Origin of the sequence: Wenzhouxiangella marina (assembly GCF_001187785.1) — a bacterium.
Classification (GTDB): domain Bacteria; phylum Pseudomonadota; class Gammaproteobacteria; order Xanthomonadales; family Wenzhouxiangellaceae; genus Wenzhouxiangella; species Wenzhouxiangella marina.
In genome coordinates this window covers 2616562-2636689 of the sequence record NZ_CP012154.1, presented here as the reverse complement: position 1 = coordinate 2636689, position 20128 = coordinate 2616562, and the positions used below count along the sequence as shown (strand labels likewise).

The window sequence follows — 20128 nt, the reverse complement described above, 5'->3', positions numbered from 1 at the left end:
TCCCCGATATTGAATTCTTGTCGAGTTACAGCGCGTTCTTGCGCGGCGGCAGCAGCACGCTCGAGACGATCATGCCGGTGGTCAGCGCCACCGCAATCATACCCGCCAGCAGGGCGGTCTCGATGCCCGAAATCACATCATGATCGAGGAGCGTCGCCAGCGAGCGAAGGCCGATGGAGCCCGGCACCAGCAGGATCAGCCCGGGCATGTGCATGATCGAGCCGGGCCGGCCCGTGAAGCGCACGAAGACATTGCCCGCCAGCCCGACGAACAGCGCGCCGGCGAAGGCGCCGATCACCGGGGCATTGATCCAGACGCCGATGAAGGAGCTGGCCCAGGCGATCAGGCTGGCCAGCAGCATCCAGAACCAGTCGCGGCGATGGCCCTGGAACAGGATCACCAGGCCGACGCAGGCGATCAGCAGGCCGATGGGCGTCAGCCATTCGGGTGCGGCCTGGGGATTGACCAGGCCGACGGGGCCGACGATGGCCTGACCGGCCAGACCGCCGACCGCCAGGCCGAAGGTGATCAGGGCAAAGACCATCACCGCCGAGGCCAGGCGTGACGAGCCGGACACGAGATGGCCCGTGGACAGTTCTCGACAGGCCGTGGTCAGGTCCATCCCCGGAAGCAGGGCGATGATGCTGGCGATCAGGGCGGGCATGAGTGCCGTCTGGGCGTCGTAGCCGCACCAGAGCGTGCCGAGGAAAGTGGTCAGGGTGGCGGCCAGGGGCGCGATCAGCCGTGCCCGCTCCATATGTGAGCCCAGCAGCAGCACGGCCAGGCCGGTGATCGTGCCGAGCACCGTGGCCAGCGCCGTCTCGCGCCAGCCGCCGCCGATCAGCGGTGTGACGCCACCGGCGATGGCGATGAAGCCGAACAGCTGCCACCAGAAGCCGAAGCGGGCGGGCGCGGCGTCGATCTCGCGCACGCGACGGTCGGCCTCGATCGGGTCGATGCGCTTGTCGGCCAGGTCCTCCATCACTTCGGTCAGATCCGCCAGCTTCGAGAGATTGGGCGAGCCGGGGTCGGAGCGGGCCAGAAAGGTCTGCTGGCGCGATTCATCGCCCAGGGACACGATCAGGGAGGTCGGGGTCGAGAAGAACTCGGCGCGCAGGCCCAGGCGGTCGGCCATCACCTGCATGGCGGCCTCCAGGCGGTGCGCCGGCGAGCCGACGTGCAGCAGGGCCCGACCCAGGTTGAGTACCAGGGTGCCGAGGCGGCTGGCCTCGTAGGGTTGCGGCTCGTCGTCGAGAAGGGTCGGCTCGTCCATGGGCGGAAGTGTCGCATAATGGCCCCTCGCGCACCGAGGGAAATGCCATGCGTCGTCCCGTGATCCGCCGCGTGGTGGCGGTCTTTTTCGTGCTCAATCTGCTGGCCCTGACCTGGCCCGTGGCGAGCTTCTTCAGCGCCGCCGAGCCCTTCGTCTTCGGCCTGCCCCTGTCCCTGGCCTGGCCCGTCGGCTGGATCATCCTCGGCTTCATCATGCTCCTGGTGCTCGATCGGGCAGAGCAGGGCGGAGGCGAGTCCTGATGGCCGACTGGGTCCTCATCACGGCGATGATCGCGGCCTACCTGGGCCTGACTCTGTTCGTGGGCCTGCGCGCCGGGCGCGGCACCTCGGCGACGGTGACCGGTTTCGTGGCGGGCGACCGCAACTTCGGCTTCCTGGTCATGTACTTCGTCACCGGCGCGACGGTGTTTTCCGCCTTCGCCTTTCTCGGTGGGCCCGGCTGGGCCTATTCGCGCGGCGCGGCGGCCTTCTACATCCTGTCCTACGGGGTGCTCGGCATGGTGCCCTGGTACGTCGTCGGGCCCAAGGTCGCGCGTATCGGTCGTCAGCTCGGACACGTGACCCAGGGCCAGTTCCTGACCGGGCGCTTTCCGTCCCGCTTCCTGTCCGTGCTGATCGTGCTGATTTCCGTCGCGGCTCTGATTCCCTACATCACCCTGCAGATGCGCGGCGCCGGGATCGTCGTCGAGGCGGTCACGGAAGGCCATGTGCCGCTCTGGGCCGGGGCGGCGATCGCCTATGGCATCGTGCTGATCTACGTGCTCGTCAGCGGCGTCGCCGCCGTCGGCTGGACCAATACGCTCCAGGGCGTGTTCATGATCGTCATCGCCTGGGCCCTGGGGCTCTACCTTCCCTACGCCCTCTACGGTGGCATCGGGCCGATGTTCGAGGCGATCCTGGCCGAGCGTCCCGAGCTGCTGGCCACGCCGGGCCTGACCGCCGGCGGCGAGCCCTGGACCTGGGGCGGCTACACCAGCGCGATCCTGATCAGCGCCATCGGCCTGACCATGTGGCCGCATCTGTTCATGAAGGCCTTCACGGCCCGCGACGGGCGCATCATCCAGCGGACCGTGGTCTGGTTCCCGACCTTCCAGCTGTTCCTGCTGCCCGTGTTCCTGATCGGCTTTGCCGGCGTGCTCTTCGTCGACGAGCTGCCGAGGCCCGACTTCATCCTGCCGTACCTGATCCTGAACGTCGATCTGCCCCTGATCGTCGTCGGCCTGTTCTGCGCCGGCGCCCTGTCCGCCTCCATGTCCACCGGCGATGCGCTGTTGCATGCCACGGCCTCCGTGGCGGTCGAAGATGGCGTCCGGCCCTTCGTCGATTTGGACGAAGCCCGGCAGCGGCAGCTGATCCGCTTGCTGGTGCTGGCGGCCGGTGGCGTGGCCTATTACTTTGCCGTCGCCGAAGGCATCTCCCTGGTCGTGCTCCTGCTGACTTCCTACGGCATCATCGCCCAGCTGGCCCCGCCGGTGCTCGCGGCCCTGTTCTGGTCGCGCGCGACCACGCCCGGGGCCATCGCCGGGCTCCTGGCCGGGGCGGCCACGGCCCTGCTGTTCTTCTTCCAGCCCGACTGGCGGCCCTTCGGAATTCACGAAGGCCTGCTGGGCCTGATGGTCCACGTTCCGGTGCTGGTGATCGTGTCGCTCCTGACCCCGGCCCAGCCTGCCGAGCAGGTGCGCGCCTATCTCTCACCGGCCACGGCCGACTGATAATCTAGAAGGAACTCAACGACAGACCCTTTCCGACATGAACGATCGCGCCGCCCTGTCCAGTATCGAAATGCTCGCCAAGCTGGTCGCCTTCCCGACCGTGTCTCGCGACAGCAATCTGCCCCTGATCGACTTCGTCGAGGACTACCTGTCGACCTTTGGCGCCCGCTGTCGGCGCACGGTGAACGAGGACGGGACCAAGGCCAACCTTTACGCCGTCATCGGTCCGGACGCGCCGGGCGGCGTGGTCCTGTCCGGCCACACGGACGTGGTGCCCGTCGATGGCCAGGACTGGCACACGGATCCTTTTCAGTTGACCGAGAAGGAGGGCCTCCTCTACGGTCGCGGCAGCTCGGACATGAAGGGTTTCTCCGCCGTCTTCCTCTCGCGCCTGGCCGATCTCGACCCGGCGAGCCTGAACAAGCCCCTCTGCCTGGCCCTGTCCTACGACGAGGAGGTCGGCTGCCTGGGCATCGACCGCATGGTCGACGATGCCCTGGCGCACTTTGAAAAGCCGGCCTACGCGATCATCGGCGAGCCGACGACGATGCAGATCGTCCGGGCCCACAAGTCGATCAACGTTTTCCGCACGGTGGTGACGGGGCAGGCCGCGCATTCCAGCCAGCCGCACCGCGGCGCCGGCGCGATCTTCGCCGCCGCGCGCATCATCGAACAGCTGCGCCAGATCGGCGAAGGCAAGCGCGCCGCCGCCGTGGACTCGGGCTGCGAACCGCCCTGGACCACGGTGCAGGTCGGCCGCATCGACGGCGGCACGGCGGTCAACATCCTGCCCGCCCACTGCGAGTTCCTGTGGGAATACCGTGGCCTGCCCGACGAGGACCCGGAGGAAATCATCACCGCCATGCAGGACTTCATCGAGACCGAAGTGCTGCCGGACCTGCGTGAGTTCGCCCCCGAGGCGAGCGTCGAGACCACGCCCATCGCCCGCGTGCCACCCCTGATGCCGGACCCGGAGGCCCGCGCCGAGACCTGGGTGCGGAGCCTGAATGGCGTCCGCGACGGCGGCTCGGGCGCCGTGTCCTTCGCCACGGAAGCCGGCAGCTTCCAGCGCGCCGGCATCAGCAGCGTCGTCTGCGGCCCCGGCTCCATCGACCAGGCCCACCAGCCGAACGAATTCATCGACCCGGCCGAACTGGAACGTTGCGAGCGGATGGTGGACGACGTGATTGCTTACCTCAGTCGGTCGTGATTCAAAATCTTTGAATCGCAAAGCAGCGAAGCAGCAAAGAAAGGCAAGAAATAAAAAAATTTGCGCGAAGCGCGTGCGGAGTAGAAACGCCATTTATTCCAAACAGCTTTCTTCCCTGGTCTTTTTCTTTGCTGCTTTGCTGCTTCGCGACCAAAAGATTTTGCTTTAAGTGTTTTGCTTTTCTTTCCTGCTTCGCTGCTTCGCTGCTTTGCGATCTAAAGGTTCTATCTTTTCGCCAGCCACCGATCCAGTTGATCAGCAAAGCGTTTTCGGTCTGCTTTGCTCAAGGCCGATGGCCCACCGGTCTGGACGCCCGCGGAGCGCAGGGAGTCCATGAAGTTGCGCATGCTCAGGCGCGCCTTGATGGTGGCCTTGGTGTAGAGCTCCCCTCTGGGGTTCAGGGCCAGGGCGCCCTTGTCGATGGCCTCCGAGGACAGGGGGATGTCGGCGGTGATGACCAGATCGCCCGGGGACAGGCGCTTGACGATTTCCGAGTCGGCCACGTCGAAGCCCGATGACACCTGGATCGCGTCGATCAGCGGCGAGGGGCGTGTGGCCAAGGGGTGATTCGCCACCAGAGTCAGGCGCGTGTTCGTCCGTTCGGCGGCGCGGAACAGGATCTCCTTGATCGGCCCCGGACAGGCGTCTGCGTCTACCCAGATTCTGGCCATCGTGTCCCTGCCGCCTCTGCTATCGTTGCTGAAAACGACGACAGGTTAGCAGGATATGGAACTCAAGCTCTTTCAGGTCGACGCCTTTGCCGATCGCCTCTTCGAAGGCAACCCCGCCGCCGTGGTGCCGCTGGAGGCCTGGCTGCCGGATGGGGTGATGCAGGCGATTGCGATGGAGAACAATCTGTCGGAAACGGCCTTCTTCGTCAGGGAAGGGGAAGCCTACCAGCTGCGCTGGTTCACGCCCGAGGCCGAGGTCGACCTCTGCGGTCATGCGACCCTGGCGAGTGCGCACGTGTTGTTCGAGCATCTGGGGTATTCGGAGCCGGTCATTCGGTTTCTGAGTCGCAGTGGTGAGTTGACGGTCGAGAAAGGCGAGCAGGGGCTGACGCTGGACTTTCCGGCGATCAAGCCTGAGCCGATGGAGATGTTGCCGGAGATCGTCGAGGGCCTGGGGGCGGAGCCGGTGGCCTTGTTGGGGGCGCCGGATTATGTGGCGGTGTTCGAGAGTGAGGAGCAGGTGCGGGGGTTGGAGCCGGATTTTGCGGTGTTGAAGCGGTTGGATCGGCGGGGGGTGCTGGCGACGGCGCCGGGGAAGGCGTTTGATTTTGTCAGTCGGTGCTTTTTTCCGAAGTTGCAGGTGGATGAGGATCCGGTGACGGGGTCGGCGCACTGCAAGTTGGTGCCGTATTGGGCGGAGCGGTTGGGGAAGACCGAGCTTATTGCTCGTCAGGCGTCGAAACGTGGGGGCACGTTGCTTTGCGAGCTGGCCGGCGATCGCGTTCGTTTAACCGGGCGTGCGGTGGAATATTTGAGGGGGACGATTTGGGGTGATTGGGACTGAAGATTAGCTGTTGCCCTGCGATTCCTGAGAAAAGGCTCGGAAAACTGTCAGCTGTGTGGGGCGCGCAATTGGAGGCGGGTGCTGTGACTGTATCCGTCCGGAATTTGACGGCAGCCGCACGTCTCTGCCAATATTCGCTTACGTTGGCGGTGTGGTGGCATGACTAGGAATGATTCATTTGATGTCGGGTGAAACATCTTATCCGGCTCCTGGCTGGAACACGCGCCCTTCCAAATTGACGGCGAGGTTGGCTCGAATTAATTCGATTTCGAACGGTTTGAACTTCTTCGCCCGTTATACACATCAAAGCCTGAAAAATTCTGACGCAAAGGGAGGCTCAATGCATCAAGCTTGGCCCGATCACTTTCCTGATGATTGCCCACCTAAGACGAGCGATTCTGCAAACGGCAGAGTATACCGTCTTGTGGGAGCTAGTCCTCCCAACGAAAATGATTTTCTTAGTTGGAAGCAACGTAGTCCGAACAAAGATTACGGTGTGAAAGCTTGCCAGTCATGCGGTCTTTCTGTGTTTGTAGACTTGGATCATTGTCGGCGGCTTCGTCGCCTAGTGCCTGCATTGCGAAAAAAGCACATAGCAACTGGAGAGTTGGAATCACAACATGGAAGAATTCAGAATACACCAAGCAATAAGATGAAGGAGCACTATACATGGTGGGTGCCGGAGGCAGTTGAAGAGCCATGGCAATTGTTCCAAGTCGTGGAGGCGACGCAATAACGTGAACATCTTGCCCAAGAAGACCCTGCTTGGTGCACTAGAGATAGAGGAGATCTTTGCCTTCTTTGATTTCCCTCGGCTATTTCTATGCCGAAATCAGACCGGGCAGAAGTACTTGGCCATGTCTGTTGAGGATTCTCCTGAACATGTGACTTTTTTGCTACTGGCGCTCTCTAAATCCCGATTTAATGCCATCGCTTCAAAAGGGTTAGACCTAAGACAGGCCTTCCTCCAGGCGGAGGAGGGATTTGTCTATTGTTTCAAGATTGCAATAAACGATGGTGAAGATGATACCTATGCCTTGGGTATCAACGATGTCCCGAGGGACTGGCTGCCCTTGTCCAATTCAGATTTGGGGGTCGTTTCAGTTCCTCTCGAGGTTGAAGATTTATCGGACATCGATAAGGCGGCGAGAGGCGGTAACCGAGAAGCAGTCAACGTTGTACTAGATCTTGCAGACAGAGCCGACAACGAAATTCCTGCAAGAAATCTGTCAAGTTTCGTTGGCGCTTTCCAAGAACTAGTGGATGCGTTAGGTCAAGTTTGCAAAGGAGAGCCTACATTGAGAGGCGCTATCCCCGCAGAAATTCTTCAGCAGACGCGTTTGAATGTAGCAGGTACGTTTGCAGGGTCATTTGGAATCTCAATGAGGGCTAGCGGTTTTTCAGACATCCTTGGAGATGCTCTCCTGAGAGAAGCTATGAGTGAAGTCATTTTTCTTCTCCAGGCGCAAGATCAGGAGGATTTGCTTAGCAATAAGCTACATGAGTTGAAAGGGAGGGTTACTTCAAAGTACCGGGCTTTGTTAGAGCAGCTAGATGCTTCATCTGCGAGTCTTAACTTGAGGTGGCGGTCACCCAAGCCCGATAGTCGAGCGGATGTTGAATTGTCGCGTGAAAAAGTATCCGCAGCTTTGAAATTGGTCAGCATGATGGATCTACAAATGGCTGAAGAAGTGCGGGTTCCTTGCATTCTTTACGGCTTAAATATCCGAACACGGACCTATGAATTCTGGACGCTTGATGGAAACCAGAAGTACGCCGGAAAATTGGGCGATCATGTGCCCGAGCGTGTCTCACATGCAAGATTGAAAGATAAGTACGTCGCCACTGTAAAAAAAATGGTTGAGGTCCAATCTGCATCGGGCGAAGAAAGAGAGCGTTGGGTTCTCATGGATCTCAGTCCAATGTAGATGTGCCTATAGGTGGAATTACCACGTTCCCAAAATCGGCACATATGCAGCAAGACGAGGATAGCCGGGATTCTGATAGCTGATTGCTTGCTGGGAATGGGTTCGTAAGTTTGAGTGTTCACAATAGTGGTTTTCGACGGTTTCTCCAGCGGAAGCGCGCCGTAATTCCGCTTTCCTCGACGTTCAGCCACGCCAAGAAGCCCGCAAGAGCAGGCTCCTGAGCATGGCCATAGCATCCAATAAGTTCGGAAGCGCTGGATGCTTGGGAGTCCCGCTACGACTTTGCTCCGGAACCCAGGCTAGACTTTCTTCGAGGGAGCAAAATGGCAAAGAAAAATAGCAGTCCCCTTCATGCAACTCGACTATTCTGTTGGTGTTTGGACTCGGTCGCTAACGCTAATCAATAGGAGTGCCTGCAAATGATTCCGTTACCTAACGGTAAATTCAGTCTTCCTCCGCCGCTTGAGCCGAAGGTAAAGATGGGGCGCAATGAGTCCTGTTGGTGCGGTTCAGGAAAGAAATGGAAAGTTTGCCATTTGGATAGGCACAAACAGCAAGAAGTGCCTATTGGGAAAGTTATTCATGAACTTCATGTGGCAAACCAGCGCGGCCTATGTTTGCATCCTGAAGCGGGAGCCTCCACATGCAACAACCGGCCGATAAGGGCCCATACAATTCAGCGGCGGGGTGGGCTTGGAGCGATAGCGGAAGGTGGGCATGTGATATCCGGGAAGCGAGGATTCGAGAAAATCTTTAAGAACGAGGGCCGTGTCGTTCCCGACCGGATTGGCCTGGCGCATGCTTCTACGTTCATGGGTTTTTGTGGGGTTCACGACAATCGTTTATTTGAGCCTATTGAACAGCATCATTTTGAGTTGAACGATTCCGCCGCCTTTCTTCTAGCTTATAGGGCGATCGCATACGAGTATCTTACCAAGAGGAATGCTCTTGCAACCGTAGAAATTCAGCGCAACTTAGACAAGGGAAAGAGCTTTGGGGTGCAGGTTTAGCTTCAACAGAATCTGCATTTTATGAGAGCTGGAATGGTACAAGGAATGAGAGATTTGGAGTACTGGAAAGGACAGTATGACCAGCGGCTGATCTCGGGCGACTACTCTTACATAAAGCACTATGCGTTGAAGTTCGATGGGTCTCTCCCGTTCGTTTGTTGTGGTGGTTTTCAACCTGAGGTTAGTTTTGATGGAAAGCAGCTTCAAAAGCTAACTGGTAGTACCGAGGAGCTGGAGCATGTCTGCGTGAATGTGTCCGTAATGAACCAGCAAACATTTTTGGTCTTCGCATGGATGGGTAAGGAAGACGGACCTGCTCAGGCATTTGTGCGATCTTTCCATGCGCTTCAGGAGAGCGAGAAGGCAAACATGTGCCTCCATTTGGCTGTGGAGCATATTGAGAATACCTATTTTTTGCCCTCATGGTGGAAAAGCATAGGCATCGAACATCAAAAGAATCTTGTGGAACGCATGTGCAGCGGAATCTCGCCCGAGCACGAGCGTACACCAGAGGCATTTATAGATGTTGATCAGATCTTAAGCGATGTTGCCGTCCACTCTGAGGTAGTGCCGGATGCTTTTTGATGAGACGAGCGAGACGAGGGCATCCAGAGATTCAACAGGCGGCCAAGACGAGGACACCCAGGATCCTGCTAGCTGATTGCTAATCGCGAGGAACAAGACGAGGACACCCAGGATCCTGCTAGCTGATTGCTAATCGCGAGTGGGCCGGTGGAGTTCGGGCTTCACTTCAGGGGTTTGCGTCGTTCTACGAAGAACGCGAGGGCTCGGCTTGAATTCCTCGCCGTTCAGCCATGCCAAGCAGCCAGCACGCGCAAGCACAAGACGAGGACATCCAGGTTCCTGCTAGCCAAGACAAGGACAGCCAGGATTTGTCGGAATGGCAATCGAGCGGATCGAGGCCCGAGAAGATTGGGGTTAAGGTCAGTGGATTTGGAAGTTTGGGGGCAGAATCGACCTGTTGGCCCGAATTTTCCGACTTCCAGCCACGACAAGCAGCCAGCGGCTGCTGCCTGGCCTTCTAGCAGGGTAGATCTCTACTCGGTCTGCTGCCTCAGCAGTAGTCGTGCCCGCTCGCCGCTCACTCCCTTCATCCAGCGCTGCCCGATTTCAGCGGCCTTGGCCATCAGAGCTTCGGCCGACCCGATGGCCCGGTAGTAGCGACTCTCGGTGCCCTGAACCCGTCGCAGCCATTGCTTCGGGTGTTTTGCCAATGACCAGAGGATGTCGGGTGGGTATTTCCGGGCAGGGGCTTTCAGTTTTCCACGCTTGAGCGGATGGGTCTGTTCGCCGGTCCATTGAACAAGATCCAGATAGCTGGATTCGGACATTCCGAGCAGTGCGTTTGCATCCAGGCCAGCAACGGGCTTGAGCGGGCGGTTGATCAGTTCACTCTTAGTGTTGGGCGGATCTGATGCGCGTTCTGATAACCGGGCCTGGATGCTGGTGTGGTCGGAGTGCTCCAAGGTGTCTGCCATCTTGGCTCGAACCGGATTCAGATCGACGTAGGCCATCGCAGAGACAACGGCCTGTTCTTCCAGCAGCGCCTGACACTTGAAGCGCCCTTCCCAGAATCGACCCGAACACCCGTCTTCCTTGTTTGCCATCCGGGCAATCGGTTCGTTCAAGGCGCGCATGAACCAACTCAGGCTCCCGAGCCGAGCTCTGATCTGCTGGTGTCGCTTCGGATCGGCGATCAGAGCGTAGGCAATTCTCTCGCGTTGCTTCTTATCGGTCGTCCGGCTGAGCGCCCCCGGAAAGACCCGAAGCCAGCGGTCGGCGACTTCCTCATCGCTCCAGAGCTGCGCCTCCTGCGGATCAGTAGAGAGCACGATATGGAAGTGATTCGACATCACGGCATATGAGTAGATCGAGACCGCGAAGGACTCGGCCAGAAACCGAATTCGATCCTCGATCCACTGTCGACGATGCTCGAAGCACCTCCCGCTGTACCTGTCGGTGCCGCAAAGAAAGGCGCGCCGCACGCATCTGCTGACGACATGGAAGAAGCCGGCCTCGTCCGGTGGCGCGATCTGGCTGCGAGGATAGGTCATGGGCCCAGTCTGGCGCCGGCGCTGATTCGAGGGGAGAGAAAGTTGTCTCGGATCGTTGTAGGAAATAGACTTGGATTGATGGGTGTCCCGCTCCAAAAGCCCTGAGGGGAGGGCAGGTTGACCCTGGTCCTTGTAGGAAATTTACTCTGGATGATGGGTATCCCGCTTCAAAAGGCCTCCCGCTACAAAGGCCCTGTTTTTTCTTTATGCAGGGAGATGCTTGGGCCTTCTGGTTCTTGCGTGAGTCATTTGCTTTGCAGACTCGTTCTCACCTCCGAAAGATTGTCCAGATCTTTCGCCATACCCTGGACTCCCAGGCCATCAACGTGGCAACCCAGGATGGAATCCCCTCTTGTTCTGCCTTTTGCTTTATGGCCGTGTCGCTTTCGATATCGCTCTCTGAGCGGAACGCCAACTTGAAGATCTCAACGCCAATCCGGATTTCAATGGCGATGAGAACAGCCAATCCGACATAGCGGAGAAAGCCTACTTCGATCAGGATTGCATGGTTTTCGTCAGGCACGATGTGGCCCGCAGCCCAGATACCCAGACATGCCATGGCAAGGCACCTGACAAGAGCCCTTTTGCCCGTGGCCCGATAGCAGATCAGGTACAGGATCGGCAAAAGGATGGCCAGGTCAAAAAGGACACCAAGCTCCTTGATTTGGGGTGACCGCCAGCCGTCCAATACAAGTACGAATGCATTCAAGACGCCTACCGTCACTGCCGCTGGCCAGAACCAATGACTTCTCAGGAATGAGCTTTTAGCTACGCTGACTTCGTTCATGCTTTGCTCCTTCATCGCGTCTGGTCCAGGCGCTGCGCCTTTGGAGCGCGCGGTGGCGGCCGAAGACTGATACGTACTCGAGTGATGAACTGAGCGCCTTCCGCAAGATCAGGGCGCCCACGGTTGCCGCCTTTGGCAGGTGTGACGGATTGCCTCACTCAGAAGATCTCGACGACAATCGGATCGCTTTCCCTTGGGGGCAGTACGATCTGCGTCATTTCAGCATCAGCATTACGCAGAGAACCGATCGCGAACCTCAGCCGCCAGGCCCCTCGGCCGAATCGTGCTTTCGACAGCTGAAGTTCGCGCCCTTCGGACGGCTGGAAATTCTGGCGCGGGCCGTCATCGGTCTCCCTCGTTCCGTTCCAGGACACGACATTCGACCACCAGCCGTGAACTTTCCACCAACGATCGCTTGCCGCGCTCTGCGGGACCTCTTCCGGGTGGTCGACCCGCCACTCCCCGAGTTGCGCCGAGACATGCAGGTTGAGCGGGTCGGCCAATCCCGGTGAATCCACCTCCAGATCGAGCGTGCCGTAGCTGTCGCCCGGCAGCGTGTAGCACAGCCACACGTAATCAGCGTCCTGAAACAGAAGCACCGAAATGGTATCGCTCTCAGCGATGACATGGGCACCGATGCTCCGATACTCGTCGCATCGGCCGTCCAGCAGGGGGTATTGAGCCGCGCCGATCCGCGTTGCGGTGATCAGCCCGGCCAGTACGAGCATGAGGAAATTCGAGTTCAATTGACACCGCCAGTGGAGGGCGCCGCAACGGCCTGAAGGTTGTCAGAGCAGCCGTAGTTGTCGGACGAATAATCGCTTGAGAACGTCGGTTGAAGCCTGAGCGCCATTGAGAAGGTATTCCGCGCTTGCGCGGCATCGCCCGACCGCAAGTGCGCATATGCAAGGCTGTCGTAGGCCTGAGGCGCGTCGGGAAATAGCTCGACGAGCGTCCCGAAGATATTGAACGCATCAAGCCATTTCTCATCGTTGACCAGCGACATGCCCAGTTCATTCAGCGTCCGCCCAATGAAGCGGTCATATCCAGCTGACTCATAGCTCGTTGGAAAGCCGGACGTGAACGCATCCGAACCCATTTCGACGTATTGCTCCCACGCGTACACGACTGGCGGGAGCAGTATGGGCTCATAGGTGCCCGTCTGGATGTAGGAGTAGATCCTGCCCGATATCTCCTCGGCCACCAGCCCGTCTGTATTTGCCAGGACGATCACCTGATAGTCATCGGCAAGATCGAGTTCGACTGCAGAACTGACGCCCGCACCGCCGCCGAATGAAGACCAGTATCGACCGTCGATTGGAAAATACTCGGCGACGACAGGGTTTGCGTGAGAAAGCAACTCATCTCCGTAGAACAGAGCTCGATAGAAAGTCAGTACGTCTGCGACCGTCGATTCGATACCACCGTCCGGGCTGTGGTGTTCGGTCACACCGACAAGAATCTGCTCTTTGTCATAATTGAAGGTGTAGCGCAACGACTGGTTGGGAGCGCTCGCCCGGTAGGGATAAACGGAGTCCTGAAGCTGCAGGGGATCGAAGATATTCGTCCGCAACAGATCGGAGAACGATTCCCCGGTGACCTTCTCCAGAATGGCCCCGAGGACCAAGTAGCCGTAATTCGAATAACGACGGTCCGTTCCCGGCTCGAACAGCAGCGGGCCGTCGCGTAGAAGTGCGAGTTTTTCGTCGATGGTCCTGAACGCCAGCGGGTTCTCCCGGTAGGCCGATGGGAAGGCATCCGGAAATCCCGACTCGTGATGAAGCAAATGGCGCACCGTTACCTTCGTTGCCACGTCGGCGGCAAACCCGAGGTCGAAGGAATGGAGGCTGTCGTCCATGCCTATCGCCCCTCGCTCGACTTGCTGGAGGACCAGCACGGCCGTGAAATTCTTCATGATCGAACCGAGGTTGTATCTGGTTTCGAGGCCGTTCGGAACCTCGGCTTCCCGGTCTGCCAATCCCACGGATACCGTGTAGATCGGCTGGCCCTCCTTGGCCAACAGCACCGATCCCGAAAACCACCCGAGCTCGTGATAGGAACGCACGATCGCGTCCGCTTCGGCAACGATGGCCTGGCTGTCCCGGACGGGATCGACCGGTCCTGGTGCATCCGCGAGTGCCGGCCCGGGGATAGCGATCAGTGCCAATGTCAAAATTGCGGTTTTCATCATTCTGGAAGGGAAAGCACGCCAAGTTGCCGAAACATCCCGAGCAGGTCCAGGATTTCCCATTCCTCGATGATCTTTCCGTCCTCGAGACGACTGAGCACCATGCCGTGCACGCTCAGCAGCTTGCCCGTGGCGGGAAGCCCCAGAAAATTGCCGGAATGTGTGCCGGTCAGTCGTATGGAAGTCACGACCTTGTCTCCCGACGCCACCAGGTCGTCGATCAACACGTTCAGATCAGGTAGGCCGCTACGGTAGTCGTCTAAGAGTGCTTTCAGGCCATCCCGCCCGCGCAACTCCCCGCCTGGCGTCAGATGGCGATAGTCCGGGTGCACCAGATCCGACATGGCAGAATCGTCGTCGTTGTTTAGGATCTCGTCTACGAATCGACGAACGATCATTTCGTTGGATAGGGCCTGTGAGGCCGGTGTGGAGCTGGTCATGCGACGTTCCTCCATACACCGCTTGCCACGGACGCACGGGCAAAATCTGCAAAATCCCGGGGAGGGCGGCCCAACGCGCGCTGCACACCATCGGTCAAGTGTGAATTGCGGCCGTCCATGACCGTCGAGAACAGGTAGTCCAGCATCCACACCACGTCATCCGGGGCTCCGGTTTCGGCGACACCGGCGATGAATGCATCATGGGGGACCGGCACGTAGGCAATGTCCTCGCCGGTGGCGCGCGATAGCTCGGCGGCGATTTCAGAGAGGGTCAGCATGCGGGGCCCGGTCACCTCGTAGATCTCGCCCACATGACCGGGTTCGATCAGTGCGGCCACGGCCACCTCGGCAATATCGTCCGCATCGACGTACGGCTCCGGCGTATCGACGTCCGGCAGCGTGATCTGCCTCGACTGGACCATTTCCAGGAATGCGCCCTCGGAGAAATTCTGGTTGAACCAGCTGGCGCGCACGATGGTCCAGTTGATACCGCTGTCCTGCACGATCCGTTCGCAGACCTGAGCCTCTTCCTCGCCGCGACCGGAGAGCAATACCAGGTGTTCGACATCGTGGCGGTGGGCCTTGTCGACAAACGCCCGGATCGAATCGCTCGCGCCCGGCATTGCCAGATCCGGTGAATAGCTGATGTACGCAGCTCTTACGCCATCGAGGCACTCGTCCCAGTTTGCCTCGTTGCTCCAGTCGAAGCCCGGAACCGCGGAGCGTGATCCGATTCGGGTCGGAATGCCCCTGGCTTCCAGCAGTGCCGCGATTCTGCGGCCGGTCTTTCCCGTACCCCCCAAGACGAGGACCAGGCCTTCCTGGGGTGCATTCGTGATCGAATTCAGGTTCATGATTTGTTCCCGCTGATTCAGATTGCGGGCAAATCATCTCCTGATCAGGCGGCTCGTTCTTGATGGCGTGCGCCGGTTTTTTGACTCAGCGCGCCAACCAGACTAGTCGTCGGCCGCGGCGTGGACAGCGAGGCGGTACGAACGCGGTGTTTGCCCCGCCCAGCGCTTGAACGCACGAGTGAAAGCGCTCTGCTCGGAGAATCCGGTCAGAAAGGCGACCTCGGCAAGCGGATAGGCCGTGTCTCTCAGCAGGCGTTCTGCCAGTTCCCGTCGGGAGTTGTCAACGAGCGTTGTGAATGAGTATCCCCTCTCCGAGAGACGTCTCTGCAGGGTGCGGCCGCTGATCGCAAGACAAGACGCCACTTCCGAGACTCTTGGCGTGCCCTGGCTGAGCAATTGCGCGATCTGGTTGCGTACGCGCCGTTCAAAGGACGGACCCGCTTCGAAACGGGACAACTCCTTGTCCAGGTGCGTATCGAAGAATTTGACGATGCCCGGGTCGCCGAGTTTGTTCGGCGTCTCCAACATTTGCCGCGAAACCAGCAGGGCGTCCCTGTCCGCGCCAAAGTGAACGGCGCATCCGAAGTGGTCCTCGTGGACGCGTGGCGTCTTCGGTGCATCGTGCTTGAAAAAGACCGCTTCAGCCTGAAACGTCCCGGAAGAAACCTCTTCACTGATCGCCACGATACTCGCCATGGTTGCCTCGTTGGACAACCTGAGCCCCGCATTCGACCGGTCGCCGTCGCGGTGCAGCTCCATATAAACGCCTTCGTCCTTTTCCCGAACCTGGTACGTCGAGACGCTCGACAGCACGCGAGCGTAGCGCTCGGCCCTGCTGAACGAACCGCGCAGAGTCAAAGCGGACTTCCATGCCAGCCCGAATGCCCCGTAGTCTGCACAACGCATCGATGCGCCCGTGCGCAGCGGCAATTGCGTTCCGCTCGGATGGCTTCGGGCGACTCTTTCGAAGAAGGCGTAGTAATCAGTGTCCGCGACCATCATCCTGGGGTCCACGGGGGCATCCGGATCGATGCCAATGGACTCCAGCAACTCGCGCTTGTCTTGCCCATGGTGAGCCTGGTCAATGACCTTGTAGACAAATAGCGAAGTGATCTGACCCATGACGGATTTGTATCATGGATTGACACAGCTCGGCGACTTGAAGGATTCCGGCGACATCGATCTGGTCCGCCAGACCGGGCTCCAGGCCCATCCCGAAAAGTGCGGAAGAACAAGACGAAGCTCGCATCAGAGGATTCCGGGGTTCAAACTGTTCCACTTCGACTTTTCGCTTCGACTTTGGCTTCGAATGAAGCCTACGGCGCCTCGAAGCGATCCCGAAAGATCCGCTCCGACCGGGCCACGCGCAGCGCCACTGCTTTCCCGATGCCGCCGAAGTCTTCCGGGTCGAAGGTCTCTCCCACGCCGATCAATCCGTTACCGTCGACGAAGATGGACATCAGTTCCTCGCCTGAACCGGCGACGTCGATCTCCAGCGTTGCCCCGTCGTTGAAGAAGGCCGTGTCCGGTGTGCCGTCCATCTGAAAGGCGACGAGCGCCAGGTCGTTCTGGGTCTCGGCGCTCTGGCCCCGGCCCGCCACGATCAATCGATCCTGGAATTCGACCACGGCCGCTCCTCGCTCCGAGCGATCCTCGGACAAGGGGAAGATCACCTGGCCAGCCGTGCCGAAACCCGTCTCCGGATTACCGCTGCCGTCGAGCATCAGCAGGGCGATCTCTTCGCTGCTGACCGAACCGGTCAGGCGACTGGTCCCGACCATCAGGACTCGTTCGCCCTGTCCCATCCAGTTGTCGATGATGATGAGCTCGCCGACGAAATCGAAGGAACTGTCGATGTCGATCTGGGCGACGCCGTTATTGGCGAAGCTCGTATCGAGGATGCCGTCGGCGCTGAATCGCGCGGCGATGAAGTCGCCGTCGGAAGCGCCGCCGATCACCAGCTGGCCGTTGGCAAGCTGGCGGAGGCTGATGGCAAAGTCGAAGTCATCGACATCCAGATGGGTAAAGCCCGCCGTGCCGAAGCTCGTGTCGACACTACCGTCCGCGTTCAGTCTCGTCAGCAGGAAATCCTGCACGCCCGGCTGGCTGGTATAGAAGGCCTCGCCCAGCACCACCACCTTGCCGTCGGGCTGCACCAGCAGGTCCTGGGCGCTGTCGTCGTTCCCGTCGATGTCGATCGTCACCCAACCGCCGGTGCCGAAGGAGGTATCGAGCGAGCCGTCGGCCTGCAGGCGCAGCACGGCCAGGTCCTCGTTGCCGGTGCCGTCATCGCTGGTGCCGGCAACGAGGATGCGTCCGCCGGCCAGCGGCTCCACGGCGGTGGCCTCGTCCAGGGCGTTGTTGAGATCCAGCACCTGGAATCCCTGGTTGGCGAAGGTCAGATCCAGCTCGCCGCTGGCGCTCAGGGCAGCGACCAGCAGCTCTCTTCCGCTGAAGGTCTGCCCGACATTGCCCACGATTACGGTGCCGCCGTCGGCGCGCCGCGCGGCGTCGGTGACGCGGACGTTGACCGGGCCGTTGAGTGCGCCCTGGGCGCGTCCGTTGGATCCAAAGCTCGTATCGAGCGTGCCGTTCAGGCTGTAGCGCGCCAGGGCGAGGTCGCGCTGGCCGGAGGTCTGAAGCGATGCGGCTGACCCCGCAATCACGAGCCCACCCTGATGCGCGCTCAAGTCCAGGCTCAGATCCACCAGGCCGTTGAAGTCCAGCTGTGCCAGGCCGGCCACGCCGAAGCTGGGGTCGATGGCGCCGTTGGTGTCGAAGGCGGCCAGCAGGAAGTCCTGGGCGGCGCTGGTGCTGATTGCCGCGTAGATCGTGTTGTTGATGATCTGGAGATCGCGGATGGACTCGGTGTCTTCCCCGGGCACGTTGAACTCGGCGCGGCCGTCGGTTCCAAAGCTCGTGTCGATAACGCCGGAGGCGGTCAACCGGGTGATCGCCAGGGCCCAGTCGTCGCCGTTTGCGCGCTCCACATAGCCTGCTAGGAGGATTTCGCCACTGTCGTTCAACCAGGCGGTCTCAGCTTCCGCCGGATCGATGCCGAAGGCCACCACGGCCGCGCCATCGGTGCCGAATCCCAGGTCCAGGTCGCCGTTCGCCTGGTAGCGGAAGGCGCCCATGACGGCGCCGCCGAAGTTCCGCGCCCGGCCCGCGCAGACGATGTCGTCGTCAGGCTCGATCAGCACCTTGACGCAGAAGTCGGCCGTGTCGTTGAAGAGCTTGCGGGCACTGGCCCAGACCAGGTTGCCCGCAGGGTCGAAGACCGCGGTCGCGAAAGCATTCCCCGCCACGGGGTCGAAGGCGCTGCCGCCGGCCACGATCCGGCCGGTGCTGTCGATCGCCACGCTGCGCGCCTGATCGGAACTGCCGAACCAGTCCAGGGTGACCTGGCCCTGGGTGCCGAAGCTGGCGTCGAAGGCACCGCTGGCGGTCAGGCGGATCAAGCGCCAGTCCTGCTCGGCGAAGGCCCCCGCATCGCCGCCCGCAGCGACGATGCGGCCGTCGCTCTGAAGGACCAGGTCGCGGACTTCGAAGTCGGTGCGCGCCAGGCCATTGTTGCCAAAGCTCGAGTCCAGCGTGCCGTCGCTGTTGAAGCGCGCCACGCCGCGGCTGCCCAGGCCGGGGACGGCCGCCAGAATGCGACCCTGCGCATCGACTGCCGTGGACAGAGCGATTTCATCGGTTGGGCCGCTGGCGATCTGCAACGCCAGGCCGTTCAACCCGTAGTCGGGGTCGAGGTCAAAGTTGGCATGAGCAGGAACGGTGGCCAGGGCAAGGATCGAAGCGCTGGTCAGGATTGACAGTCTCATCGGGATCGGGTTCCGGGTGCAGGGTCTCACCCGGATAAAGCGCAGAAGCCCCGAAAACTGGTTCAGCGGGCGACAAGACAAGCAAGACGAGGACATCCGACCAAGACGAGGATATCCAGGGTTCTGCTGACTGATTGCTGAGCGGGAAATGGCCCGCGGAGATTGGCTGCGGTTCGAGGCAGGAAATAGACTAGGGTTGATGGTTGTCCCGATCCAGGAAGCGCTACAATCCGACGATTGAGCCAGGTGCCTGAGGCACCGCACGAGTGGTTCAGGCGCTTCGGGTCTCCATCAGATCGCTGCGCGCGGCGCTTGTTCAATACAGGGAGTGGTCTTAATGACGCCTGAACAACGGTTCGACATACTCAAGTTGGAAATCACGCTGATCCAGCGGACGCTTGACAAGTACGATCTTCTTATCTTCAGAGGGCGAACCTCGTTCATTACGCTCTGGATGGCTGGGCTCGGGCTTGCATTCACCATCAAGTCCGTGACCGTGCCGCTGCTGGTGGTTGTTCTCTCCCTAGCGTATTGGTTTCTGGAGGGAACGATGCGGTACCAGTACTGGTTCAAGTACGTGGATCGATATCGCTTCCTGAGGGATCGAATGAACTCTCCGGACCCGGACCTTGACCGGATATCCATCTACGATCTAACGAATCTTTATCATCGCAAGCCGGTGCAACGCCTGAAGAAGTTCAAGGCCTGCTTTCTGAAGAAGGAACCGTCCGTGCTTTATGGCCTCATGGGGGGCTTGGCGTTCTTGCTTTGGCTTCTTCTGCAGAGCAATGTTCTGCAGTTCCCGGTCGACGGTTGACCACCTCTTCCTGCCGGCACAACTTCGCGACGAGTCACAAATCAAACTTGAAGAAGGTCAAGCGAGAAATCCCCACCAATGGTATGCACTCAGTTGCGGGCGTCGACGCTCCGGGCCCTCTTTCGGAAACCAAAGCGGGCCGGTGGCCCTGGCGCCTTCGATGACAAACATGAATCCTGACAAGTTCTACAATCCAGAGGCCGCAGCCAGGGACGGGACATCCTGGATCCGGCTAGCCAGTCCGTTCCATGGGCCATCCTGCGATATGCACCTTTTTTGCGCTCACGTCACTCCCGTTTTGCATAGAATGGCGCATTATCAGGGCTGCCACTGAACTCGGGCGTCAGGTGCAGGAGTGATGTCTTCGAGACGATTCAATTCGATTCTTTCATCCGTGGCTCCTGTGCTTGGCGCACATGGGTTCCGCCGCCATGGCGCTTGGTTCAGCAAGCTGTCGGCGAACGGTGAGTGG

19 protein-coding genes are annotated in these 20128 nt (G+C 59.9%); 8 read left to right on the top strand and 11 right to left on the bottom strand.

The window, feature by feature from the left end; genetic code table 11:
• Positions 1-25 precede the first annotated feature (25 nt).
• A complete protein-coding gene (locus WM2015_RS11145; protein WP_049726118.1) occupies positions 26-1273 on the bottom strand; it encodes a threonine/serine exporter family protein in 1248 nt (415 codons plus the stop codon).
• A gap of 47 nt (positions 1274-1320) precedes the next feature.
• Between WM2015_RS11145 and WM2015_RS11140 the strand changes: the two genes are divergently transcribed.
• From WM2015_RS11140 to argE, 3 genes are read left to right on the top strand one after another with little or no spacing between them, the layout of a single operon-like run.
• Positions 1321-1533, top strand: a complete 213-nt coding sequence (locus WM2015_RS11140) for a hypothetical protein (RefSeq protein ID WP_049726117.1) — start codon at positions 1321-1323, stop codon at positions 1531-1533.
• On the top strand, positions 1533-3005 hold the full coding sequence (locus WM2015_RS11135; RefSeq protein ID WP_049726116.1) for a sodium:solute symporter family protein: 1473 nt from the start codon (positions 1533-1535) through the stop codon (positions 3003-3005). Before WM2015_RS11140 ends, WM2015_RS11135 begins: the two co-directional genes overlap by 1 nt.
• A gap of 37 nt (positions 3006-3042) precedes the next feature.
• Positions 3043-4215 carry an acetylornithine deacetylase gene (gene argE / locus WM2015_RS11130; protein ID WP_049726115.1) on the top strand — a complete coding sequence of 391 codons (1173 nt, stop codon included), beginning with the start codon at positions 3043-3045 and terminating at the stop codon, positions 4213-4215.
• Between the two features lies 1 nt (position 4216).
• Here the strand turns inward: argE and WM2015_RS15890 are convergent, their stop codons facing one another.
• Complete coding sequence (locus WM2015_RS15890) at positions 4217-4477, bottom strand: hypothetical protein (protein ID WP_156201122.1); 261 nt, start codon at positions 4475-4477, stop codon at positions 4217-4219.
• A complete protein-coding gene (locus WM2015_RS11125; RefSeq protein ID WP_049726114.1) occupies positions 4440-4886 on the bottom strand; it encodes a YaiI/YqxD family protein in 447 nt (148 codons plus the stop codon). Before WM2015_RS11125 ends, WM2015_RS15890 begins: the two co-directional genes overlap by 38 nt.
• Positions 4887-4941: 55 nt before the next feature.
• Here WM2015_RS11125 and WM2015_RS11120 point away from each other — a divergent pair, with 55 nt between their 5' ends.
• From WM2015_RS11120 to WM2015_RS11110, 4 genes are all read left to right on the top strand, one after another.
• The gene (locus WM2015_RS11120) at positions 4942-5730 is read left to right on the top strand and encodes a PhzF family phenazine biosynthesis protein (protein WP_049726113.1); all 789 of its coding nucleotides are present in this window, start codon (positions 4942-4944) and stop codon (positions 5728-5730) included.
• 746 nt (positions 5731-6476) lie between these two features.
• Positions 6477-7658 (top strand): DUF6575 domain-containing protein, encoded by a 1182-nt coding sequence (locus WM2015_RS15885; RefSeq protein WP_156201120.1) that lies wholly within the window; start codon positions 6477-6479, stop codon positions 7656-7658.
• A 419-nt stretch (positions 7659-8077) separates the two neighbouring features.
• Positions 8078-8668 carry an SEC-C metal-binding domain-containing protein gene (locus WM2015_RS15630; RefSeq protein ID WP_082169676.1) on the top strand — a complete coding sequence of 197 codons (591 nt, stop codon included), beginning with the start codon at positions 8078-8080 and terminating at the stop codon, positions 8666-8668.
• A 45-nt stretch (positions 8669-8713) separates the two neighbouring features.
• Positions 8714-9253, top strand: coding sequence for a hypothetical protein (locus WM2015_RS11110; RefSeq protein ID WP_156201117.1), 540 nt, complete (start codon positions 8714-8716; stop codon positions 9251-9253).
• Between the two features lie 473 nt (positions 9254-9726).
• Here WM2015_RS11110 and WM2015_RS11105 read toward each other — a convergent pair whose 3' ends face one another.
• The 8 genes from WM2015_RS11105 to WM2015_RS11070 form a co-directional block, all read right to left on the bottom strand.
• Positions 9727-10743 (bottom strand): transposase, encoded by a 1017-nt coding sequence (locus WM2015_RS11105; protein ID WP_049726110.1) that lies wholly within the window; start codon positions 10741-10743, stop codon positions 9727-9729.
• Positions 10744-11011: 268 nt separating this feature from the next.
• The gene (locus tag WM2015_RS11100; RefSeq protein WP_156201112.1) at positions 11012-11530 is read right to left on the bottom strand and encodes a hypothetical protein; all 519 of its coding nucleotides are present in this window, start codon (positions 11528-11530) and stop codon (positions 11012-11014) included.
• Positions 11531-11688: 158 nt separating this feature from the next.
• Complete coding sequence (locus WM2015_RS11095; protein ID WP_049726108.1) at positions 11689-12258, bottom strand: hypothetical protein; 570 nt, start codon at positions 12256-12258, stop codon at positions 11689-11691.
• Positions 12259-12272: 14 nt separating this feature from the next.
• Complete coding sequence (locus WM2015_RS11090; protein ID WP_169751162.1) at positions 12273-13718, bottom strand: serine hydrolase; 1446 nt, start codon at positions 13716-13718, stop codon at positions 12273-12275.
• Positions 13718-14158, bottom strand: coding sequence for an ester cyclase (locus tag WM2015_RS11085; RefSeq protein WP_049726106.1), 441 nt, complete (start codon positions 14156-14158; stop codon positions 13718-13720). Before WM2015_RS11085 ends, WM2015_RS11090 begins: the two co-directional genes overlap by 1 nt.
• A complete protein-coding gene (locus tag WM2015_RS11080; protein WP_049726105.1) occupies positions 14155-15012 on the bottom strand; it encodes an NmrA family NAD(P)-binding protein in 858 nt (285 codons plus the stop codon). The genes WM2015_RS11085 and WM2015_RS11080 overlap by 4 nt, the downstream gene beginning before the upstream one ends.
• A gap of 102 nt (positions 15013-15114) precedes the next feature.
• A complete protein-coding gene (locus WM2015_RS11075; protein WP_049726104.1) occupies positions 15115-16134 on the bottom strand; it encodes an AraC family transcriptional regulator in 1020 nt (339 codons plus the stop codon).
• A gap of 194 nt (positions 16135-16328) precedes the next feature.
• Positions 16329-18839, bottom strand: coding sequence for a delta-60 repeat domain-containing protein (locus WM2015_RS11070; protein ID WP_049726103.1), 2511 nt, complete (start codon positions 18837-18839; stop codon positions 16329-16331).
• 337 nt (positions 18840-19176) lie between these two features.
• Here WM2015_RS11070 and WM2015_RS11065 point away from each other — a divergent pair, with 337 nt between their 5' ends.
• Positions 19177-19656 carry a hypothetical protein gene (locus tag WM2015_RS11065; protein WP_049726102.1) on the top strand — a complete coding sequence of 160 codons (480 nt, stop codon included), beginning with the start codon at positions 19177-19179 and terminating at the stop codon, positions 19654-19656.
• The last annotated feature ends 472 nt before the right edge of the window (positions 19657-20128 follow it).